At 42.1% G+C, this 17,999-nt stretch carries 11 protein-coding genes, 1 tRNA gene and 6 pseudogenes; 11 read left to right on the forward strand and 7 right to left on the reverse strand.

Going from position 1 to position 17,999, the window contains the following annotated elements; all coding sequences use genetic code 11:
* Positions 1 to 66: 66 nt before the first annotated feature.
* Positions 67 to 1,080: a type IV pilus twitching motility protein PilT gene (locus CCS41_RS11375; RefSeq protein ID WP_072551013.1), complete on the reverse strand. Its 1,014-nt coding sequence runs from the start codon at positions 1,078 to 1,080 to the stop codon at positions 67 to 69.
* 19 nt (positions 1,081 to 1,099) lie between these two features.
* Here CCS41_RS11375 and CCS41_RS11380 point away from each other — a divergent pair.
* The 10 genes and pseudogenes from CCS41_RS11380 (at position 1,100) to CCS41_RS17785 (ending at position 12,361) form a co-directional block, all read left to right on the forward strand.
* A pseudogene (locus CCS41_RS11380) lies at positions 1,100 to 1,833 on the forward strand (YggS family pyridoxal phosphate-dependent enzyme).
* A 68-nt stretch (positions 1,834 to 1,901) separates the two neighbouring features.
* On the forward strand, positions 1,902 to 2,726 hold the full coding sequence (proC, locus tag CCS41_RS11385; RefSeq protein WP_072551011.1) for a pyrroline-5-carboxylate reductase: 825 nt from the start codon (positions 1,902 to 1,904) through the stop codon (positions 2,724 to 2,726).
* Positions 2,727 to 2,806: 80 nt separating this feature from the next.
* A pseudogene (locus tag CCS41_RS11390) lies at positions 2,807 to 3,360 on the forward strand (YggT family protein).
* 216 nt (positions 3,361 to 3,576) lie between these two features.
* Positions 3,577 to 4,169 (forward strand): annotated as a pseudogene (gene rdgB / locus CCS41_RS11395) (RdgB/HAM1 family non-canonical purine NTP pyrophosphatase).
* The gene (gene hemW, locus CCS41_RS11400) at positions 4,162 to 5,295 is read left to right on the forward strand and encodes a radical SAM family heme chaperone HemW (RefSeq protein WP_072551017.1); all 1,134 of its coding nucleotides are present in this window, start codon (positions 4,162 to 4,164) and stop codon (positions 5,293 to 5,295) included. The pseudogene rdgB and the gene hemW overlap by 8 nt, the downstream one beginning before the upstream one ends.
* A 292-nt stretch (positions 5,296 to 5,587) precedes the next feature.
* A pseudogene (rapA, locus tag CCS41_RS11410) lies at positions 5,588 to 8,499 on the forward strand (RNA polymerase-associated protein RapA).
* A 321-nt stretch (positions 8,500 to 8,820) separates the two neighbouring features.
* Entirely contained in the window at positions 8,821 to 9,324 is a 504-nt protein-coding gene (bcp, locus tag CCS41_RS11415; RefSeq protein WP_072551016.1) for a thioredoxin-dependent thiol peroxidase, read from the forward strand.
* A 795-nt stretch (positions 9,325 to 10,119) separates the two neighbouring features.
* A complete protein-coding gene (locus CCS41_RS11420) occupies positions 10,120 to 11,835 on the forward strand; it encodes an AMP-binding protein (protein ID WP_119797581.1) in 1,716 nt (571 codons plus the stop codon).
* A complete protein-coding gene (locus tag CCS41_RS11425; RefSeq protein ID WP_072551006.1) occupies positions 11,822 to 12,112 on the forward strand; it encodes a hypothetical protein in 291 nt (96 codons plus the stop codon). Before CCS41_RS11420 ends, CCS41_RS11425 begins: the two co-directional genes overlap by 14 nt.
* A gap of 51 nt (positions 12,113 to 12,163) precedes the next feature.
* On the forward strand, positions 12,164 to 12,361 hold the full coding sequence (locus CCS41_RS17785; RefSeq protein ID WP_083429661.1) for a hypothetical protein: 198 nt from the start codon (positions 12,164 to 12,166) through the stop codon (positions 12,359 to 12,361).
* 322 nt (positions 12,362 to 12,683) lie between these two features.
* Here the strand turns inward: CCS41_RS17785 and CCS41_RS11435 are convergent, their stop codons facing one another.
* The 5 genes and pseudogenes from CCS41_RS11435 to murI form a co-directional block, all read right to left on the reverse strand.
* Positions 12,684 to 12,929: a phage holin family protein gene (locus tag CCS41_RS11435; RefSeq protein WP_240313753.1), complete on the reverse strand. Its 246-nt coding sequence runs from the start codon at positions 12,927 to 12,929 to the stop codon at positions 12,684 to 12,686.
* 27 nt (positions 12,930 to 12,956) lie between these two features.
* Positions 12,957 to 13,334, reverse strand: coding sequence for a putative holin (locus CCS41_RS11440; RefSeq protein ID WP_072551004.1), 378 nt, complete (start codon positions 13,332 to 13,334; stop codon positions 12,957 to 12,959).
* A gap of 110 nt (positions 13,335 to 13,444) precedes the next feature.
* Positions 13,445 to 14,457: pseudogene (locus tag CCS41_RS11445) on the reverse strand (IS630 family transposase).
* Between the two features lie 466 nt (positions 14,458 to 14,923).
* Positions 14,924 to 14,999: transfer RNA gene (locus tag CCS41_RS11450), tRNA-Asn, on the reverse strand.
* A gap of 153 nt (positions 15,000 to 15,152) precedes the next feature.
* Positions 15,153 to 16,018 (reverse strand): annotated as a pseudogene (gene murI, locus CCS41_RS11455) (glutamate racemase).
* A gap of 126 nt (positions 16,019 to 16,144) precedes the next feature.
* Between murI and trmA the strand changes: the two are divergent.
* Positions 16,145 to 17,248: a tRNA (uridine(54)-C5)-methyltransferase TrmA gene (gene trmA / locus CCS41_RS11460; protein ID WP_072551087.1), complete on the forward strand. Its 1,104-nt coding sequence runs from the start codon at positions 16,145 to 16,147 to the stop codon at positions 17,246 to 17,248.
* A 64-nt stretch (positions 17,249 to 17,312) separates the two neighbouring features.
* Here the strand turns inward: trmA and fabR are convergent, their stop codons facing one another.
* On the reverse strand, positions 17,313 to 17,927 hold the full coding sequence (fabR, locus tag CCS41_RS11465) for an HTH-type transcriptional repressor FabR (RefSeq protein ID WP_072551090.1): 615 nt from the start codon (positions 17,925 to 17,927) through the stop codon (positions 17,313 to 17,315).
* Positions 17,928 to 17,999: the final 72 nt, after the last annotated feature.

The following is a 17,999-nucleotide window of genomic DNA, read 5'->3' on the forward strand; positions in this document are numbered from 1 at the left end:
GAACTTTGCATAACGAAATACGGTTTTGCAAGGGGTCTGTTGATGTTATGTCTATTTTTATCCTGATTAAATTTCTTGCTCAATTTCTGCCAATAGCTTCTGTTTTTGACGCTGCTGTATTCCCTGCGAAAAAGTTTGCATACCCAGTTGCCCATTTGTTTGCATGACACCTTCTAGCTGGTGTGTTTTTCCTTCACGGATCAGATTGCTGACTGCTGTGCTGCGAACCAAAATTTCAAATAAAGCGATACGACCCCCTCCACGCTTACGAGCAAGCTTTTGAGCAATGACTGCAACTAGTCCGACGGCTAACTGCCCTCGTACACATGCCTTTTCTTCTGCCGGAAAAACATCTATCAGCCTATCGACCGCCTGTGCTGCTGTTCGGGTATGCAACGTCGCCAAAACAAGATGACCGGTTTCTGCTGCAGTCAATGCTAGACGAATGCTTGCCGTATCACGCAGTTCACCGAGTAAAATAATATCAGGATCTTGACGTAGCGCCGCATTCAAAGCAGCGCTCGCGCAGTGAGTGTGACAGCTTAAATCTCGTTGTTGGATAAGCCCTGATCCCTCGTTATGAATGTATTCAATAGGATCTTCCAACGTGATAATATGCCGTCCGCCTTGCTGGTGAATGGCACCAATAATGGCGTTTAGTGTGGTTGATTTGCCATTGCCAGTGGCACCTGTCACTAAAATCAAACCGTCTTCTTGCTGCATTAATCGTTCGATGATTGCGGGAGCAGCTAAGGCTTTCAGTTCAGGGCAGTGACTGGATACTAAACGGAAAGCGACAGATAATCCGTGTTGTTGCTGGAAAAAATTGCCTCTTAACCGTTGTCCATGTTTCGTTGTGTAAGAAAAATCGAGTTGTCCTTTTTGCTGTAGCTTTAAGTATTGCCTTTCATTTAATAGTTGCTGACACAATATTTGCGTCCAGCTATCACTTAGCGGTGCATATTGCTGTAAAGACTGTAACACACCATCAATACGCAACCGTGGGTGATGACCGCTACAGAGATGTAGATCGGATGCCTTATGCTTTACACTGAAGGCAACGAACTCCTCGAAATCCATTGCAAACTCCTTGGTCCATATGAGTACGAGATGACGACTATCCGACAGAATATACATGATGTGAGAGAACGGATCGCATCAACAGCACGAGACTGTGCACGTTCTCCAGAAGAAGTGTTATTGCTTGCAGTGAGTAAAACTCAACCTGTGACGGCGATCGAAAAAGCTATCTTAGCCGGACAACGTGCCTTTGGTGAAAACTATGTTCAGGAAGGGGTAGAAAAAATTCATCATTTTGCACGGAACTTAACATTGGAATGGCACTTTATTGGCCGGTTACAATCGAATAAAAGTCGTTTAGTAGCAGAGCATTTTGCTTGGTGTCATACTGTGGATAATCTGAAGATAGCTCAGCGATTAAATAAGCAACGTCCGGTTAATATGTCTGCGTTAAATGTTTTAATCCAAATTAATATCAGTAATGAAAGTAATAAATCGGGGATCCCATTACATGAGTTGCGGCAGCTGGCAGAAAATATTTGTACCTTGCCCAGGCTACGATTACGGGGACTCATGGTTATTCCAGCAGTAGAAAATGATTATCAGCGTCAACTGGAAAATTTTAAGGAAATAAAACAGATTTTTTTGGAACTAAAAAGAAATTATTTTCAAATGGATACGCTTTCTTTAGGAATGAGTGCTGATATGGTTGCCGCTATTCATGCCGGCAGTACTTTGCTGCGGATTGGCAGCGCTATTTTTGGCACCCGTGATTACAGACGGTTTTGCAAGAAGTCTATTGATATAAAATAACATTATTAACAGAAGCAATCATGTTATATGGTTTACGTGATAGGACTCTAATCTAAAGAGATATTTCTATGAAAAATCGTAATATTACTTTTATCGGTGCGGGAAATATGGCTCGTGCGATCATCTCAGGATTGATCACCAGTGGTTATCCTGCTACGCAAATCAGTGTTTGCGCTCCCTCTGTGGATAAGCGTAATGCCTTGTCTGAAGAGTTTAATATCACAAATAGCAGTGATAATATCGCTCAAGCTCAGCAAGCAGAGGTTATTGTGCTAGCAGTAAAACCACAAGTTATGGTCGAGGTTTGCCAGTCGCTGCAAGGGAAAAAAATCGATTTTTCTAGTAAGTTAATCTTATCCATTGCTGCTGGAATCGGCATTTCACGTTTTTACGCCTTGTTGGGCGATAAGCTTAATATAATCCGCATTATGCCAAATACGCCTGCATCAGTAGGCAAAGGAATGAGCGGTTTGTTTGCGCCAACATATGTTAATCAGGCAGATCGTGATTTCACCGAACGTCTGCTGCGTTCAATCGGTGAAATTTGTTGGCTAGAAAACGAACAAGATATCAATAAAGTCATTGCTGCTGCTGGCAGTGCTCCCGCTTATTTTTTCCTGCTGATGGAAGCTATGCAGCAGCAGGCCATTAAACAGGGATTTAACGAAGCAACAGCACGATTACTGGTGCAACAAGCGGCGTCCGGTGCTACAGCACTGGTTGAAGCTAATCCACAGTTGCCTTTATCCAAATTACGTGAGCAAGTGACTTCGAAAGGAGGAACGACAGCAGCAGCGTTACAGGTCTTTGAAGAGCAAGATTTATCGGGTATTGTTTCCCGTGCCATGCAAGCGGCGACCATCCGTGCAGAAGAAATGGAGAAACTATTTTAGTCATCGCTCTTTGAAGGGTAATCCACGCTACACGACAGATTTTGCAAGAATTTAATATAATTAAGGATTAAAAACAATTTATGCTAACACTGATTTTTCTGACTAAAACCGTCATTGACCTTTACGTCATGTTGTTATTGTTACGAGTCTGGATGCAATGGGTTCGGAGTGATTTTTACAACCCATTTGCACAATCCGTAGTGAAATTTACCCAGCCGATTGTCTCTCCCTTACGTAAGATACTGCCGTCGTCAGGAGCAATCGATGGGGCGTCATTGCTGCTGGCATTTTTGTTGATGACGATAAAGTATCCGCTGTTATTGCTGATTCAAGGGGAAGCATTGCATTAAACCCCTACAATCTTCTATTCGGTGTCATCTCTTTGCTCAAAGCCGTGGGTCATCTCATTTTCTGGGTGATGATTATTCGGGCATTAATGAGTTGGATTAGCCAAGGTCGTGGTTCAATGGACTATCTGTTGTATCAATTAACCGAGCCGTTGATAACCCCGATTCGCCGTGTTCTTCCATCGATGAGTGGTATTGATTTTTCTCCGATGGCGGTGATATTGATTTTGTATCTGATCAATTATCTGGGGATGGATTTGCTCGGTGAGTTGTGGTTAGTACTCTAAGAACCTGTTCGAAATCTCTTATTCTCGCCGTGTTTTGGTCAAGTAATTTGTCAAAAACGAGTTCAAAATGTTCATTGACTCCCTTTTGTTGTATACAAAGAGTAAAATACGCTTTTTCGCCCGTTTTTTCCTCGTCTGAGCGTCGCTCAAGAAGATTTGGAACCGGCTCTAAAACGGTTTTGCAAGAAGTCTAAACTAATTAGTCAGGATTTATTGATGCAAAAAATTGTATTAGCCACCAGTAATTCAGGTAAAGTACGTGAACTGGCAGACTCGCTGTCCAGTTGCGGTTTGCATGTCGTTGTGCAAACGGCGCTGGGTGTTGCCTCTGTTGAAGAAACCGGCCTTACTTTTATCGAAAATGCCATTTTAAAAGCACGTCATGCCGCACAGCACACGGGTTTGCCCTCTATTGCTGATGATTCTGGCTTAGCTGTAGATGCATTAGGGGGAGCGCCGGGGGTCTGTTCGGCTCGCTATGCTGGTAGTCATGCCAGTGATCAGGAAAATCTGGAGAAACTACTGGCCCGCATGGAAGACATACCTGATCAACGACGGAGAGCACAGTTTCATTGTGTGTTAGTTTATCTGCGTCATGCCGCTGATCCGGTTCCATTGGTGTTTCACGGTTGTTGGCAGGGAGAAATCACTCACACTCGAATGGGTGATGGGGTTTTGGTTATGATCCTGTTTTTTATATCCCCGAATTCCGGCGTACAGCGGCAGAGTTGAGTAATGAGGAAAAACGGGCGGTTTCCCATCGTGGTCAAGCATTGAAATTGTTGTTGAATGCTTTTAAAAATGATTAAATTACCGCCAATCAGCCTTTACATTCATATTCCCTGGTGCATACAAAAATGCCCTTATTGCGATTTTAATTCTCATACATTAAAAGGAAAGGTTCCTCATCAAGAATATGTTAGGCATTTGCTCGCCGACCTTGATGCTGATGTGCCTCTTAGTAGCGGGAGAGAAATTAGCACCATTTTTATCGGTGGTGGCACTCCAAGTTTACTGAGTGCTGAAGCCATGCAGCAATTGTTACAAGGTGTCAGAGCACGGCTGCCGCTGGCAAAACACGCTGAAATAACAATGGAAGCCAATCCGGGTGCGATCGAAGCAGATCGTTTCAGTCACTACCAGTGCGCCGGAGTGAACCGTATTTCTATTGGTGTACAAAGTTTCAACCCCCGTAAGCTCATGCAGCTTGGGCGCATACATGGCAGTGATGAAGCAAAACAAGCGGCACTGCTGGCAACTTCGCTGCAATTGCGTAGTTTTAATCTAGATCTGATGCACGGCTTACCCGATCAAACACCGTTAGAAGCCCTTGACGATCTTCGTCAAGCCATCGCCTTAAATCCACCCCATATCTCTTGGTATCAGCTCACTATTGAACCAAATACCGCTTTCAGCTCTCGTCCTCCCGTTCTACCCGACGACGATGCATTATGGGAAATTTTTCAACAAGGGCACCAGGTTTTAAGCAACGCCGGTTATCAGCAATATGAAATTTCAGCGTATGCCAAATCAGGCTATCAATGTCAGCACAATCTAAATTATTGGCGTTTTGGTGATTATCTTGGCATTGGTTGTGGTGCTCATAGTAAAATAACCTTTAGTGATGGTCAGATATTACGTACAGTAAAAACGAAGCATCCACGTGGTTTTATGCAAGGTAAGTATAAAAATCAACAGTATAATGTTGAACGAACTGAGCGTCCATTCGAATTTTTTATGAATCGTTTCCGTTTATTGGAAACTACACCCCGTGTTGATTTCTATAATTTAACGGGATTAACAGAAAGTGTCATTCGCTCTCCCTTGGATCAAGCCCTGGCTAAAGGTTATTTGGAGGAGACCGATGAATATTGGCAGATTACTGAAAAAGGGAAATTATTTCTTAACTCGTTGTTAGATTTATTTTTATTGTAGGATAATCAGCAAATCAGTCGACTTCCCCTAACGTTTTACAGGTGACGCAGTGCGCTTCTTCCATTAACATACCGCCCTCACTTTGCATCACGAATAACATTAGACTTCTTACAAAACCTACTACGTACTGCAAATTTTGCGTTACCTGGTGCTCGCAATCCTCATGTACTCGTATGTACACTGCGATTTTTACACTCCATGCGCCTTGACCTCGCAGCACTCGCTATGTTTTTGCAAGAAGTCTATTCCATATCCTGAAGAATATTGTTTACAAAAATCGAGCCGATAATTTATGTCTTTTACTCTTGGTCAACGCTGGATCAGCGACACAGAAAGTGAACTTGGACTGGGTACCGTCATCGCTGTTGATGTACGTATGGTCACTTTGCTGTTCCCCGCAACCGGTGAGAACCGCCTCTATACTAAGCATCATCCTCCCATTACCCGAGTGATTTTTAATCCAGGTGACACCGTCAATAATCACGAGGGCTGGCAGCTAAAAGTCGTCTCAGTAGAGCAAAAAAATGGCTTGCTGAGTTATGTCGGTATTCGTCTGGATACCGGCGAAAACGATGTAACGATGCGAGAGGTCTTTCTTGATAGTCAACTCACTTTTAATAAACCTCAAGATCGGTTATTTGCCGGTCAAGTTGATCGTATGGATCGTTTTGCGCTGCGCTTTCGTGCTCGTAAATACCAAAGCGAGCAGTTTCACCTCCCTTGGAGTAGTTTGCGCGGTATCCGGGCCGATTTGATTCCCCACCAATTACATATCGCCTATGAAGTGGGTCGGCGCCATGCACCACGCGTGTTGTTAGCCGATGAAGTAGGTTTGGGAAAGACCATCGAAGCGGGGATGATTATCCATCAGCAATTGCTGACGGGACGTGCTGAGCGAGTGTTGCTGGTGGTGCCAGAAAGTTTACAGTATCAATGGCTGGTAGAGATGTTGCGTCGCTTTAATCTGTGTTTTTCACTGTTTGATGACAACCGTTACATAGAAGCAACGCAAGATAGCAGTAATCCATTTGAAACTGAGCAATTGGTAATTTGCTCGCTGGATTTTGTGTGTAAGGATAAGCAACGTTCAGATCAGATTTCCGCTGCCGGTTGGCATTTGTTGGTGGTGGATGAAGCTCACCATCTTGCCTGGAATGAAACCATTCCAAGCCACGAATATCAGGTTATTGAGCGGTTAACACAACATATCGCGGGTATTTTGCTGTTAACTGCCACTCCTGAACAGCTAGGTCAACAAAGTCATTTTGCCCGTTTACGTTTGTTGGATCCGGATCGTTTTCATAGCTATCAAAAGTTTATCGAAGAACAACAAAAATATCGTCCAATTGCTGATGCCGTGACGCTATTACTTGGCGGTGAGCATTTGGCACAAGATAAGCTGAACTTGCTTAGTGAATTGATCAAAGAACAAAACATCAAGCCATTGCTACAGGCAGTTAATAACCAAAATGAAGACCAGGCAGTAGCACGTCGTAAACTTGTCACTTTGTTGATGGATCGTCACGGAACCAGCCGGGTGCTATTTCGTAATACCCGTAATGGAGTCAAAGGCTTTCCACAGCGTGTGGTGCAGCAAATTAAGTTGCCGTTGCCCAGTCAATATAAAACGGCAATTAAAGTCTCTGATATGATGAGTGTCAATAAAAAACAGGAAGAGCGTGCTAAAGAGATGCTCTATCCAGAGCAAATTTACCAACAACTTGAAGGTAAAAACGCAACCTGGTGGAATTTTGATCCCCGAATCGAATGGCTATTAAATTATTTGCTTGCTAACCGTGATAAGAAAGTGCTGGTTATCTGTGCTCAGGCCACCACAGTACTACAATTAGAGCAGGTATTACGCGAACGAGAAGCGATACGTGCTGGTGTATTCCACGAAGGTTTATCCCTCATTGATCGTGATCGCGCAGCGGCGTACTTCTCTTCAACAGAAGAGGGTGCTCAGGTTCTGTTGTGCTCTGAAATCGGTTCTGAAGGGCGTAATTTCCAGTTTTCTTGCCGCTTGGTGATGTTTGATTTGCCGTTTAACCCCGATCTACTGGAGCAACGGATAGGGCGTTTGGATCGCATCGGTCAACGGCGTGACATTCAAATTATGGTGCCCTATCTGGAAAATACCGCACAGGCCATTTTAGTACGTTGGTATCACGAAGGATTAGATGCCTTTGAACATACCTGCCCAACGGGTCGTGCCATTTATGATAGTTGTTATCAGGAGTTGATTGATTATCTCTCTTCACCTGGCTTCGATGAAGAAAAGAAAATGCTAGATGAATTTATTCATCGTTGTCGCCAGCAACACGATCTTCTGAAATCAAAGCTGGAGCAGGGTCGTGACCGCTTGCTAGAAATGCATTCCAACGGTGGAGAACAAAGCCAGCAGCTCGCGTTAACCCTTGCTCGGCAAGATAATGATGTAGAATTGGTGAACTTCGCCGTTAATCTGTTTGATATTGTGGGTATCAATCAAGAAGACAGCAGTGATAATCTGACTATCCTAACCCCTCGGATCACATGCTGGTGCCTGATTTTCCTGGTTTACCACCAGAAGGTTGCACGGTGACATTCAACCGCCATTTGGCGCTATGTAGAGAAGATGCTCAGTTTATCAGTTGGGAACATCCGATCATCCGTAATGGTCTGGATTTGATTCTATCGAGTGATATTGGCAGTTGTACTGTTGCTTTGCTGAAGAACAAAGCGTTACCTGTTGGTACGTTGCTGACTGAATTAGTCTACGTGGTTGAAGCGCAAGCACCTAAATACTTACAACTGACTCGTTTTTTACCGCCAACGCCAATACGTATGCTAATAGATCCTAAAGGAGCTAATTTAGCTACTCAGGTAGAGTTCGAGCACTTTCATTGCCAACTAACCTTAGTTAGCCGCCATATGGCGCGTAAATTAATCAATACCGTACAGCAAGAAGTACATGGCATACTACAACAGGCTGAAGTGTTGGTAAAACCGCAAGCAAAGGTATTGATTAACAATGCGAAAGATAACGCTAACGAGCAGCTAAGTACCGAGTTAGCACGTATGAAAGCACTGAAAATGGTCAACTCAACTATTCGTGATAGCGAAATAGTAGCCTTGCAAGATAATTATAAACAAGTTTTAGCTAACTTGAATCAAGCCAATTGGCGGCTTGATGCGATACGTTTAATTGTGGTAGCACATTAGGCTTGTTGCAAAATCTACTATAAAAGTAGTAATTTTGTACAGAAATCACTGGGAAACAAATATAAAAAACAGTTACCTCTATCAAAAATCAAGTAACTAAGTGTGTTATGAACGCTCGGAAACCTGTGTTTTTTTACTTTTACTATGAGGTATCATACTCACGGGTTACAAGACATATAAAAGTAACTTTCATAGTCCTACCAGCGAAAATAACTCAATTACCTAAACAACTTTCAAACAGTTATGTACAGAATTTAATGTACAGGGCAATATTAATATTATGAACTATTCACAATATAGCGATTAAACGGAGAGTGAATGATGAGTCCATTGAAAGCCGGAGATGTTACACCACAATTTAGTTTACTCGATCAAGATGGCTCAGAGATTAAGTCTAGCGACTTTTCTACAAAACGTATTTTGATTTACTTTTATCCAAGAGCGATGACACCGGGTTGTACCGTTCAAGCCTGTGGCCTACGCGATAAAATGGATGTATTGAAAAAAGCCAACGTTGAAGTACTGGGCATTAGTACCGATACACCGAAAAAATTGGCATGTTTTGCCGATAAAGAATTATTGAATTTTACTTTGCTATCGGATGAACACCATAAGGTTGCGGAAAAATTCGGCGTTTGGGGTCGTAAAAGTTTCATGGGAAAAACCTATGATGGCATTCATCGGATTAGTTTTTTGATTGATATTGATGGCAAAGTGGAAAAAGTATTTGATAATTTCAAAACGGACAATCACCACGATATTGTGATCAATTATCTACAACAAAACACTCAGTGTAGCGTATTACCTAATCAACCTCTTGCATAATTTGCTGCGTGGTGTGAATTCGGCGTTACGCGGTGTGCTCGCAATCCTCATGTACTCGTATGTACACTACGGCTGCTGTGCGCCTTGGCTGCACATAACGAACGACGGTTCTACAAAAAGTCCAATTAAAGAGTCAGATTTTATAAGAAATTTACACCCGCTTTAGGCTCTGGAGTAAAAGTGGTCTGTTCTGGCATCTTTTCAACACACTTCATAAAAAAAGAAAACAAAGATCAAATGTGCATAGACAGATAGGCACGACTGTTATTTTACATCGTCATGGTTCAGGGAGTTTAAAAGAAAGAGACCTCAATCGATCAGTCGAGGCCGCGAGGGAACTGCACGATGATAAAAATTAATTTCATAGATATAAAAAATGGTTTAAAAAGTAATCATATTTTTACGCTATGATTTGTGCTTCTTGTTCGTATAGGCAAAGAGTCCTGTCTCTAAGAATCTGTTCCAAATCTTTTTCGCTGTGCTCAGAAGAGGAAAAAATGGGCAAAAAAGCGCGGTTTACTCTTTGTATACAACAAAAAGGGAATCAATGAGCATTTTGAGCGTGTTTTTGACGAATTACTTGACCAAAATACGGCGATCACAAGAGATTTCGAACAAGTTATAAACAATATTTTCCATCAGGTGGATATATTACACAGCGGTTGCTGCGCTCCAGGCGCCTTGACTTCGCAGCACTCGTGACGGTTTTGTAAGAAGTTTAATTAATTGGCAAGCAAATAGCCGATGACTTAGCAGAACTTAAGTCGGTCAGAAGTGAAAAAAGGAAGCCAACCAATGATAACTCAATTTATACAAAGTGATAAACGAACTGCTCCATTAGATGGCCTTTCTTATGTGCGTGGTTCGACCAATATTCCCTTGAGTGACGCCACTATTTGGCGTTTTCTTGACGAGACAGTTTCAAAATTTTCCGATCATCCTGCCATTATTTTTCGAGAACAGAATATTCGCTGGACATGGCGTCAATTCGCCGAACAAGTCGACATACTCGCAAGCGGATTACTAGGGTTAGGAGTGAATATTAAAGACCGTGTTGGTATTTGGTCTGCAAATCGCTTTGAATGGTTACTGACACAGTTTGCAACAGCACGAATTGGTGCAATTCTAGTGAATATCAATCAAGCATACCTTGAATTAGAACTTGAGTATGCCCTGAATAAAGTCGACTGTAAGGTTTTGATCTTGTCACCCCATGCCAAGGCGTCGAAAATACTCCAATCTTTAGCACCGGAACTAATCGATTCACAGCCTGGCGCTTTAAGCGTGGCTCGTTTACCACATTTACGTGTTGTAATCAGAATGGGCGGGCAGGTAACACCAGGAATGTTTAGATTCCAAGACGTGATGGCACAAGGTCGAGAATCGTTGGATATCAGCCAACTGAATGAAGTAGAAGCTCGGTTAGCAGCACAGGATCCCATCAATATTCAGTTTACCAGTGGAACAACAGGTCATCCCAAAGGGGCGACTCTGACACATCACAACATCGTCAACAATGCTCGCTATTCAGCACTGGCGATAAATCTGAAGGAAACCGACTCGCTTTGTATTCCCTTGCCTCTGTATCACTGCATGGGTATGGTACTTTCCGTGTTGGTCTGTGTTTCTACGGGAGCAACTATGGTGTTTCCTGGTGAAATCTTTGACGCAGAGGCTACACTTTCTGCCATCAGTGAGGAGCGTTGCAGCGCGGTGCACGGCGTACCAACGATGTTTATCACCGAACTTGGACATCCACATTTTGATAGATATGATCTGGGCCACCTGCGAACTGGGATCATGGCAGGTGCAATCTTTTCAGTTGAAACGATAAAGCGCATCGTTAGCAAGATGCATATGAACCAGATCACGATTGCTTACGGCATGACAGAAACCAGCCCACTTTCATTCCAAAGCGACATTGCGGATCCTATCGATAAGCTCACTACTACTGTCGGGCGTATTCATCCGCATCTGGAAGTAAAGATCGTCAATAAGGAAGGTAAAATTGTACCACTTACTGAAATCGGGGAGCTATGTACCCGTGGATATTCAGTGATGAGGGGGTATTGGGCTGATGAAAAAGCAACAAATAAGGCAATTATAGATGGATGGATGCACTCGGGTGATCTTGCTACAATTGACATCGATGGATATTGCAGCATTGTCGGTAGGCTGACAGACATGCTGATTCGTGGTGGAGAGAACATATATCCACGTGAAGTTGAAGATATTCTATTCCGGCACCCCAAAATTGAGTTAGCACAGGTTTTTGGTATACCCGATAAAAAATATGGTGAAGCGGTCTGTGCATGGGTGGTGTTACGCTTGGGTGAACAAGCGACCGCAGAGGAGATTATTATGTTCTGCCAAGAAAAGATCGCCAGCTACAAAATTCCAAAAATCGTACGTTTTGTCGATAAAATGCCAATGACCGTTACAGGAAAAGTGCAAAAATTTATGATGCGAAAACAAATGATTGAAATGCGGCAATACAATGATATCAAATAATCCAAATTGGCCTAAGCCTTTAAAAGAAGGTAGTAAAATTGCAATTTTGTCTCCTGCTGGTGCGGTAAAGGATGAAAATTATTTATTTTTAAATATGGCAATTAATATGATTAAAGGCAAAGGCTATATTGTTAAACTTGGATCTAATACCCTTGATAAATATAATCACTACTATTCTTATGCTGGAACATACATGGACAAGATATTATCAGAGTGCCTGAATCAACTCCGATATCTTATGAAAATATTTTTAAAATATTGGCCGAAAAAAAATTAATTATTCAATTGATAATAATTCACTCAACCAAACAGGCGAATATAAGGGAAAATTGATTGGGGGAATTTAACTGTAGTAGCAGCGCTCGTTGGAACAAAATACAATTTTTCTTATAAAGATGCCATTCTATTTATAGAAGAGGTCGGAGAGGATTTCTATTACAAGATAGACCGATACATGCAAAGATTAGAATTTTCTGGTGCGTTAAGTAAAATACGAGGTATTGTTGTCGGTGGGATGAAAATATAGGTGGAGGTAAATCACAATATAACTAAAGAGCTTATGAAGTTATTGCAGAAAATGTAAAGAAATATACAATTTCTAAGATTTTTTTCCTAATGGACATATTTCAGATATGCGCTTTCTTATCATTGACTCAACGGTCACCATAACAATTAGTGATGAAAGCGCAACATTAGAATATGATATATAGTAACAAGCGATCTGCATTGGTCATTTCTATTTCTTTCATCTCTGCGCCCTCTTTCGACTTTATTATTTTCTTCTAGCCGATTGAAAATATGATGGAGGGCTATTAGGAAACTGGTTTATTGATGTTAATGTAACGTAACTACAGATTATCTTTTGCAGGTCGTGCTAAACGCATGATATTTCCACGCGCAGCGACAACAGCAATACATACTGTGATGTTGATTAAGGTTTCTGACCAGTCAGCAGTCGTGTAATCACCCATTAGAACGCGGATTGTTACAGATCCACTGGCAACAATCAGAATATACGCATAAAATCCAGCCCACGGGCGATAGGCGGCGCCTTGGCGTTGATATGAGAACAAGCGCCCGCAGTCACCAAACATGCGATTGCATTAACAATAATTACATATTTACTTAACATCTTCACCACCTCGCTTGTCAAAACGGTTTATAAAAAAAGTAAGGTTATTGTTAATCGACATCAAAAAACGGACGGAGATTGTTGAAGCAAGTAGAGCGCCGATAGGCGCTTTAACTTCTATCTGTGTGGGTACAATCGTGGCGAGCATCTCAGAAACAAAACCAGCTGTAACAATACCCGTAAAAAAAGATACCGCAAACAACATGATTCTTTTGAACAATGTAAATTCTATTGCCGATAGAACAAAAATTACTGCTCCTGCTAATGCAGCGATCAGTACATTTGCATCCGCCCGTGATAATACATCAGCAATGGTTACGCTAGTAGTCACGAGAGTAGCCGTACTATTAGAAATCGGCTCCGACATCTTATTGTGCTCCTTATAAACCGCATTCTTTCGCTTGATTTTTCTTTCTTTAACCTTAGCGAGAGATCCTGAATAAATTGTTATATACTCATTCAACTTGAAGGTCTGGATTAGATGGTTTGGAAATTATCGTTAATTCTGCCCCTGAGAAAGGGAGCAATTTTTGCCAATGTATTATCAAAAAATTCGGCTATAGCCCACGAAACTCTTTGGCTGAAGAGAAAAATCGGTTGTTTCTGACACGCTCGTTCATGACCTTCCATAATCGCTCGATGGGATTAAGATTAGGGCTATAAGGGGGTAAATAATGGAGTACGATAGCCTTCTCTAATGCGGCGTCTTTGACTCGCTGACGGCAATGATAGCCAGAATTATCTAAAATAATGTGTATCTTTTGTGCATCAGGATAAGCAGCTTTGAGCTGCTCAAAAAAAGCGACGGTGGTTTCTGAATTCACCTGCTCAGGACGGGCACTGACCACCTTCATGGTGCTCAATTCAATGGCTCCCATGACATTAACCCGTGTTTTTGCCCCTGTTTTGACCAGCGGCTTATCTTTGCCTTTCCTTATCCAACCGCAGACCACTTTGGTGGCCATCGTTGGAGGGGCTGAATCCATAAAAACAATCGGTTCATTCTTAAGAGCACTCTCTAGCAAAGTGAAATAAGACGCGATAAACGCTTCTTGCTGAGCAACATCCACTTTAACCAGCATCGCTTTGGGCTGCTTATAGCTAAAACAATGCGCTTTCAGCCATTTTGTCATGCCAGATACGGTGTAACAGACGCCAAATTGGGTTTCCACATAAGCACAGATATCGATGACACGGCTATAAGTCGTGCTTTCAATGTGTTTTTCAAGCAATAAAGATTCATGCACGCTCAACTTACTATACGAGCCGCCATTTTCAGGCTTTAATTTTTCGTCTGAAAGCCAATCTGTTACAGGTTGCCTCACTGTTTCTTCATGAATACGTAATGCTTGGGCAATCGCTTTGTTATTCCAGCCTTCATTTTTCAACAACACGGCTTTGATTCGATCTCGAACACGGCCATCGTGTTCGTAACGATGAAGGCGTTCCAAATCTTGTTTTTGAGAGGCTGTCAGTGAGTTTATTTTCATGACCTTATTTTTAATCTAGTTGAGCAAATTTTCCAGTGGTTTTAATGGCGATGGGTATAGAAGTAACAAATTCTACAAGCCAGTAAAAGACTGTTTTTTATCTAGGGACAGTTAACATATAGCCATCGCCATTAAAAACACTAAATCAGTTGCCTAATAGTTTTCTATTTGTCACTAGCATCAAGCGAATCGGTTGTATGATCTAATTTTACCAATCGTTCTGCCTTACTGCTTTTATCATTGGTCAGGGATTTTATTTGTATTACCATATTAATCACCATTAATAGGACTCTGGAACTACCTATTTGGGGGACTAAAAAATAGAGTCCCAAATCTAGTCCCTAAAAAACAGAATATAGCCATGCCATACTGGAAGAGAACAGGCAATAAAAAACCCGCAAACCTAGTTAGAATGCGGGCTTCTTTATCACTACAGTCAGCCACTAATACTGGCTAATATCGTATTTGGCTCCCCTGACTGGACTCGAACCAGTGACATACGGATTAACAGTCCGGTGTTCTACCAACTGAACTACAGGGGAATGATGTGAACGGTGCGCATCATATCCAGCTGTGATCATACTGTCAACGCTAAATTTCTCAGAAAGACGAGACAGACCAAAATACCACCAGAATGGTACCTAACTGGAAAAGTATTAAGCCAATGCTCTGTTCGTTGTTTATTTATCATGTTGTTAAATGGGTAATGTTTTCACTGTGGTAAAACCATATTGCTGTAAAACAGGTAATAAAAGATCAGTGTCAGTGTTTTTAACGAGGCAATAAGCAATATTTTCCTCAGCGGATACCCTATTGCTCAGGGGTGAAAGCAGTAAAGATGTACGACGTGCTATCGCTGCACCTGAATCTACCATTTGGGTACCTTGTGGTAGAATTTGTGTCAATTCTTCTATTAGCAGAGGAAAATGTGTGCAGCCGAGTACCAGGGTATCAGGTGGTTTTCGCATATTAATCCAAGGGGTTAAAATCTCCTTTAACATATCGATAGATACCCTGGTGCCATGTAATTTTGCTTCTGCCAGTTTAACCAACTCGGAGGACCATAGCTGTTCAATCTGACAACCACTAGCAAAGCGTTTAATCAAATCCTGTGTATAAGAACAAGTGATCGTTGCCCGAGTCGCCAGTAAGCCAATTACCTTGTTATGAGTGAGCCATGCGGCGGGTTTTATGGCAGGAACTACACCGACTATAGGAAAAGAAAAGTGTGTGCGTAGGGTAGGCAGAGAAACGGTACTAGCAGTATTACAGGCGATGACCGCCAGTGCCAATGCATGGCGCTGGTGCACTGCTGTAACAATCTTCAATACGCGTGCCACAATAAATTCTTCTGATTTTTCGCCATAAGGGAAGGCAAAATTATCAAAAGTGTAAATATAATGAAGATCCGGCAGTAATCTTTGGATGTGCTGGTATACTGACAGGCCGCCGACTCCTGAATCAAGAATTAGCACAGTCGGCGGTAGTGGGGGGCCGGGTTAGCCTTAGAAGTTATAGCTTCCAGTGAAAAAATGTTCGCGTTCTGGAGTGTGGTCGCCATAAACCGTCTCGTAATTTTTATCAAATAGGTGAACGATCCTACCATGGACAGCGAAGCCGTTGTTAGAGGTCGAGCGGTACTTGCCTTTTGAGCGAATAAATATCAATAGCCAGCCGAGGGACCTTGATGATCTTCAATACCTTGCCTAGTGGGAGTTACCTTCATCAATTGGCAGAAAAAGTGGCTTGCCTCAAGAGCATGATGGCCCCGTTCCAAGCACCTGAAGCAGAGATATTTAGCTCCCCAGCAAAATATTACCGCATGAGAGCAGAGTTCCGGGTATGGCATGATGGAGATCAGCTCTATCACATCATGTTTGTGCCAGGAACGAAACAGCATATCCGTATTGAACAATTTCCAGCTGCTAGCCAGTTAATCAACCTCCTGATGCGTGCGTTGATCGCTGCCATCAAAGATAAGCCTGTTTTACGATATAAACTATTTCAGATTGATTATCTGTCGACACGCAGTAATAAAATTATTGCTTCTTTGCTTTATCACCGCCCATTAGATGAAGAATGGCAGCAGCATGCGAGCATTTTGCGTGATCAGCTACGGTCACAGGGATTTGATTTGCACCTTATTGGGCGTGCTGCCAAGACTAAAATTCTTCTGGATCAAGATTATGTTGATGAAATATTACCTGTTGCTGGGCGTGATATTATTTATCGGCAAGTAGAAAACAGTTTTACTCAACCCAATGCGGCAGTAAATATTCATATGTTACAATGGGTTATAGAAATAACAAAAAATGTTCAGGGTGATTTGCTTGAGCTTTATTGTGGTAATGGAAATTTTTCGTTGGCACTGGCGCGTAATTTTGATCGGATATTAGCCACAGAGATAGCAAAACCTTCAGTTGCCGCTGCGCAATTTAATATTGTGGCTAATAATGTCGATAACGTAAAAATTATTCGTATGTCGGCAGAAGAACTTATCCAGGCCTTACAGGGAGTGAGAAAATTTAATCGTTTGCAATCTATTGCTCTAAATAGTTATCGTTGTGAAACCATTTTTGTCGATCCGCCACGTAGTGGATTGGATAATAACATGCTCGATATGGTGCGTGCTTACCCACGTATCCTTTATATTTCATGCAATCCAATCACCTTGTGTGCTAACCTCGGACAGTTAAAATACAGTCATAAAATCAAAAGATTAGCGTTATTTGACCAATTTCCCTATAGCTGCCATATGGAATGTGGAGTTTTACTGGAAAAATATGTTTGATCATTCACTTGTGTACCTTGATTTCACGCCGAATTCACACCGCACAGTAGACTATGAAGGAAGTCTATTTTATTGTCTCACGATGATACCAGTAATAAACCCCTTTGGAGATCATTCGTAATTGTAATACCAAACTTTCTTCTAACTTCTTGCGTTGTGCAATATCAATATCGAGCGCTTCCGCACCGGCACTGAATACAATAGTTACCATTGCTTCGGCCTGTGCATCGGTAAAACTACGTGGCATATTATTTTTTAGTTCTAAATAATCCGCTAATTCAGCAATAAAATGTTGAATTTCGCGTGCTACTGCAGCCCGAAACTCTGCCGATGTACCTGAGCGTTCACGCAGTAACAAACGAAACGCATTTGGATTCTCGCCAATAAATTCCATAAATGTGGTCACAGATGTACGAATAACACTGCCGCCCTTGGCGATGCGCTGGCGTGCCTGACGCATAAGCTGTCGCAGCATTAAACCGCTTTCATCGACCATGGTTAATCCAAGCTCATTAACATCACGGAAATGTCGATAAAAAGAAGTTGGCGCAATGCCTGCTTCACGGGAGACTTCTCTCAAGCTGAGGCTGGAAAAACTGCGTTCAGCTTTCAGTTGATTGAACGCCGCTTCGATAAGAGAACGACGAGTACGTTCTTTTTGTTGTGCCCGAACCCCCATAATCGTATCCAAATATATCCAATTTTTTAATAGATCTCTGATGAAACCGTTGATTGTAGTGTGAATCACCAT

It is taken from the genome of Candidatus Fukatsuia symbiotica, assembly GCF_003122425.1.
Lineage (GTDB): Bacteria > Pseudomonadota > Gammaproteobacteria > Enterobacterales > Enterobacteriaceae > Fukatsuia > Fukatsuia symbiotica.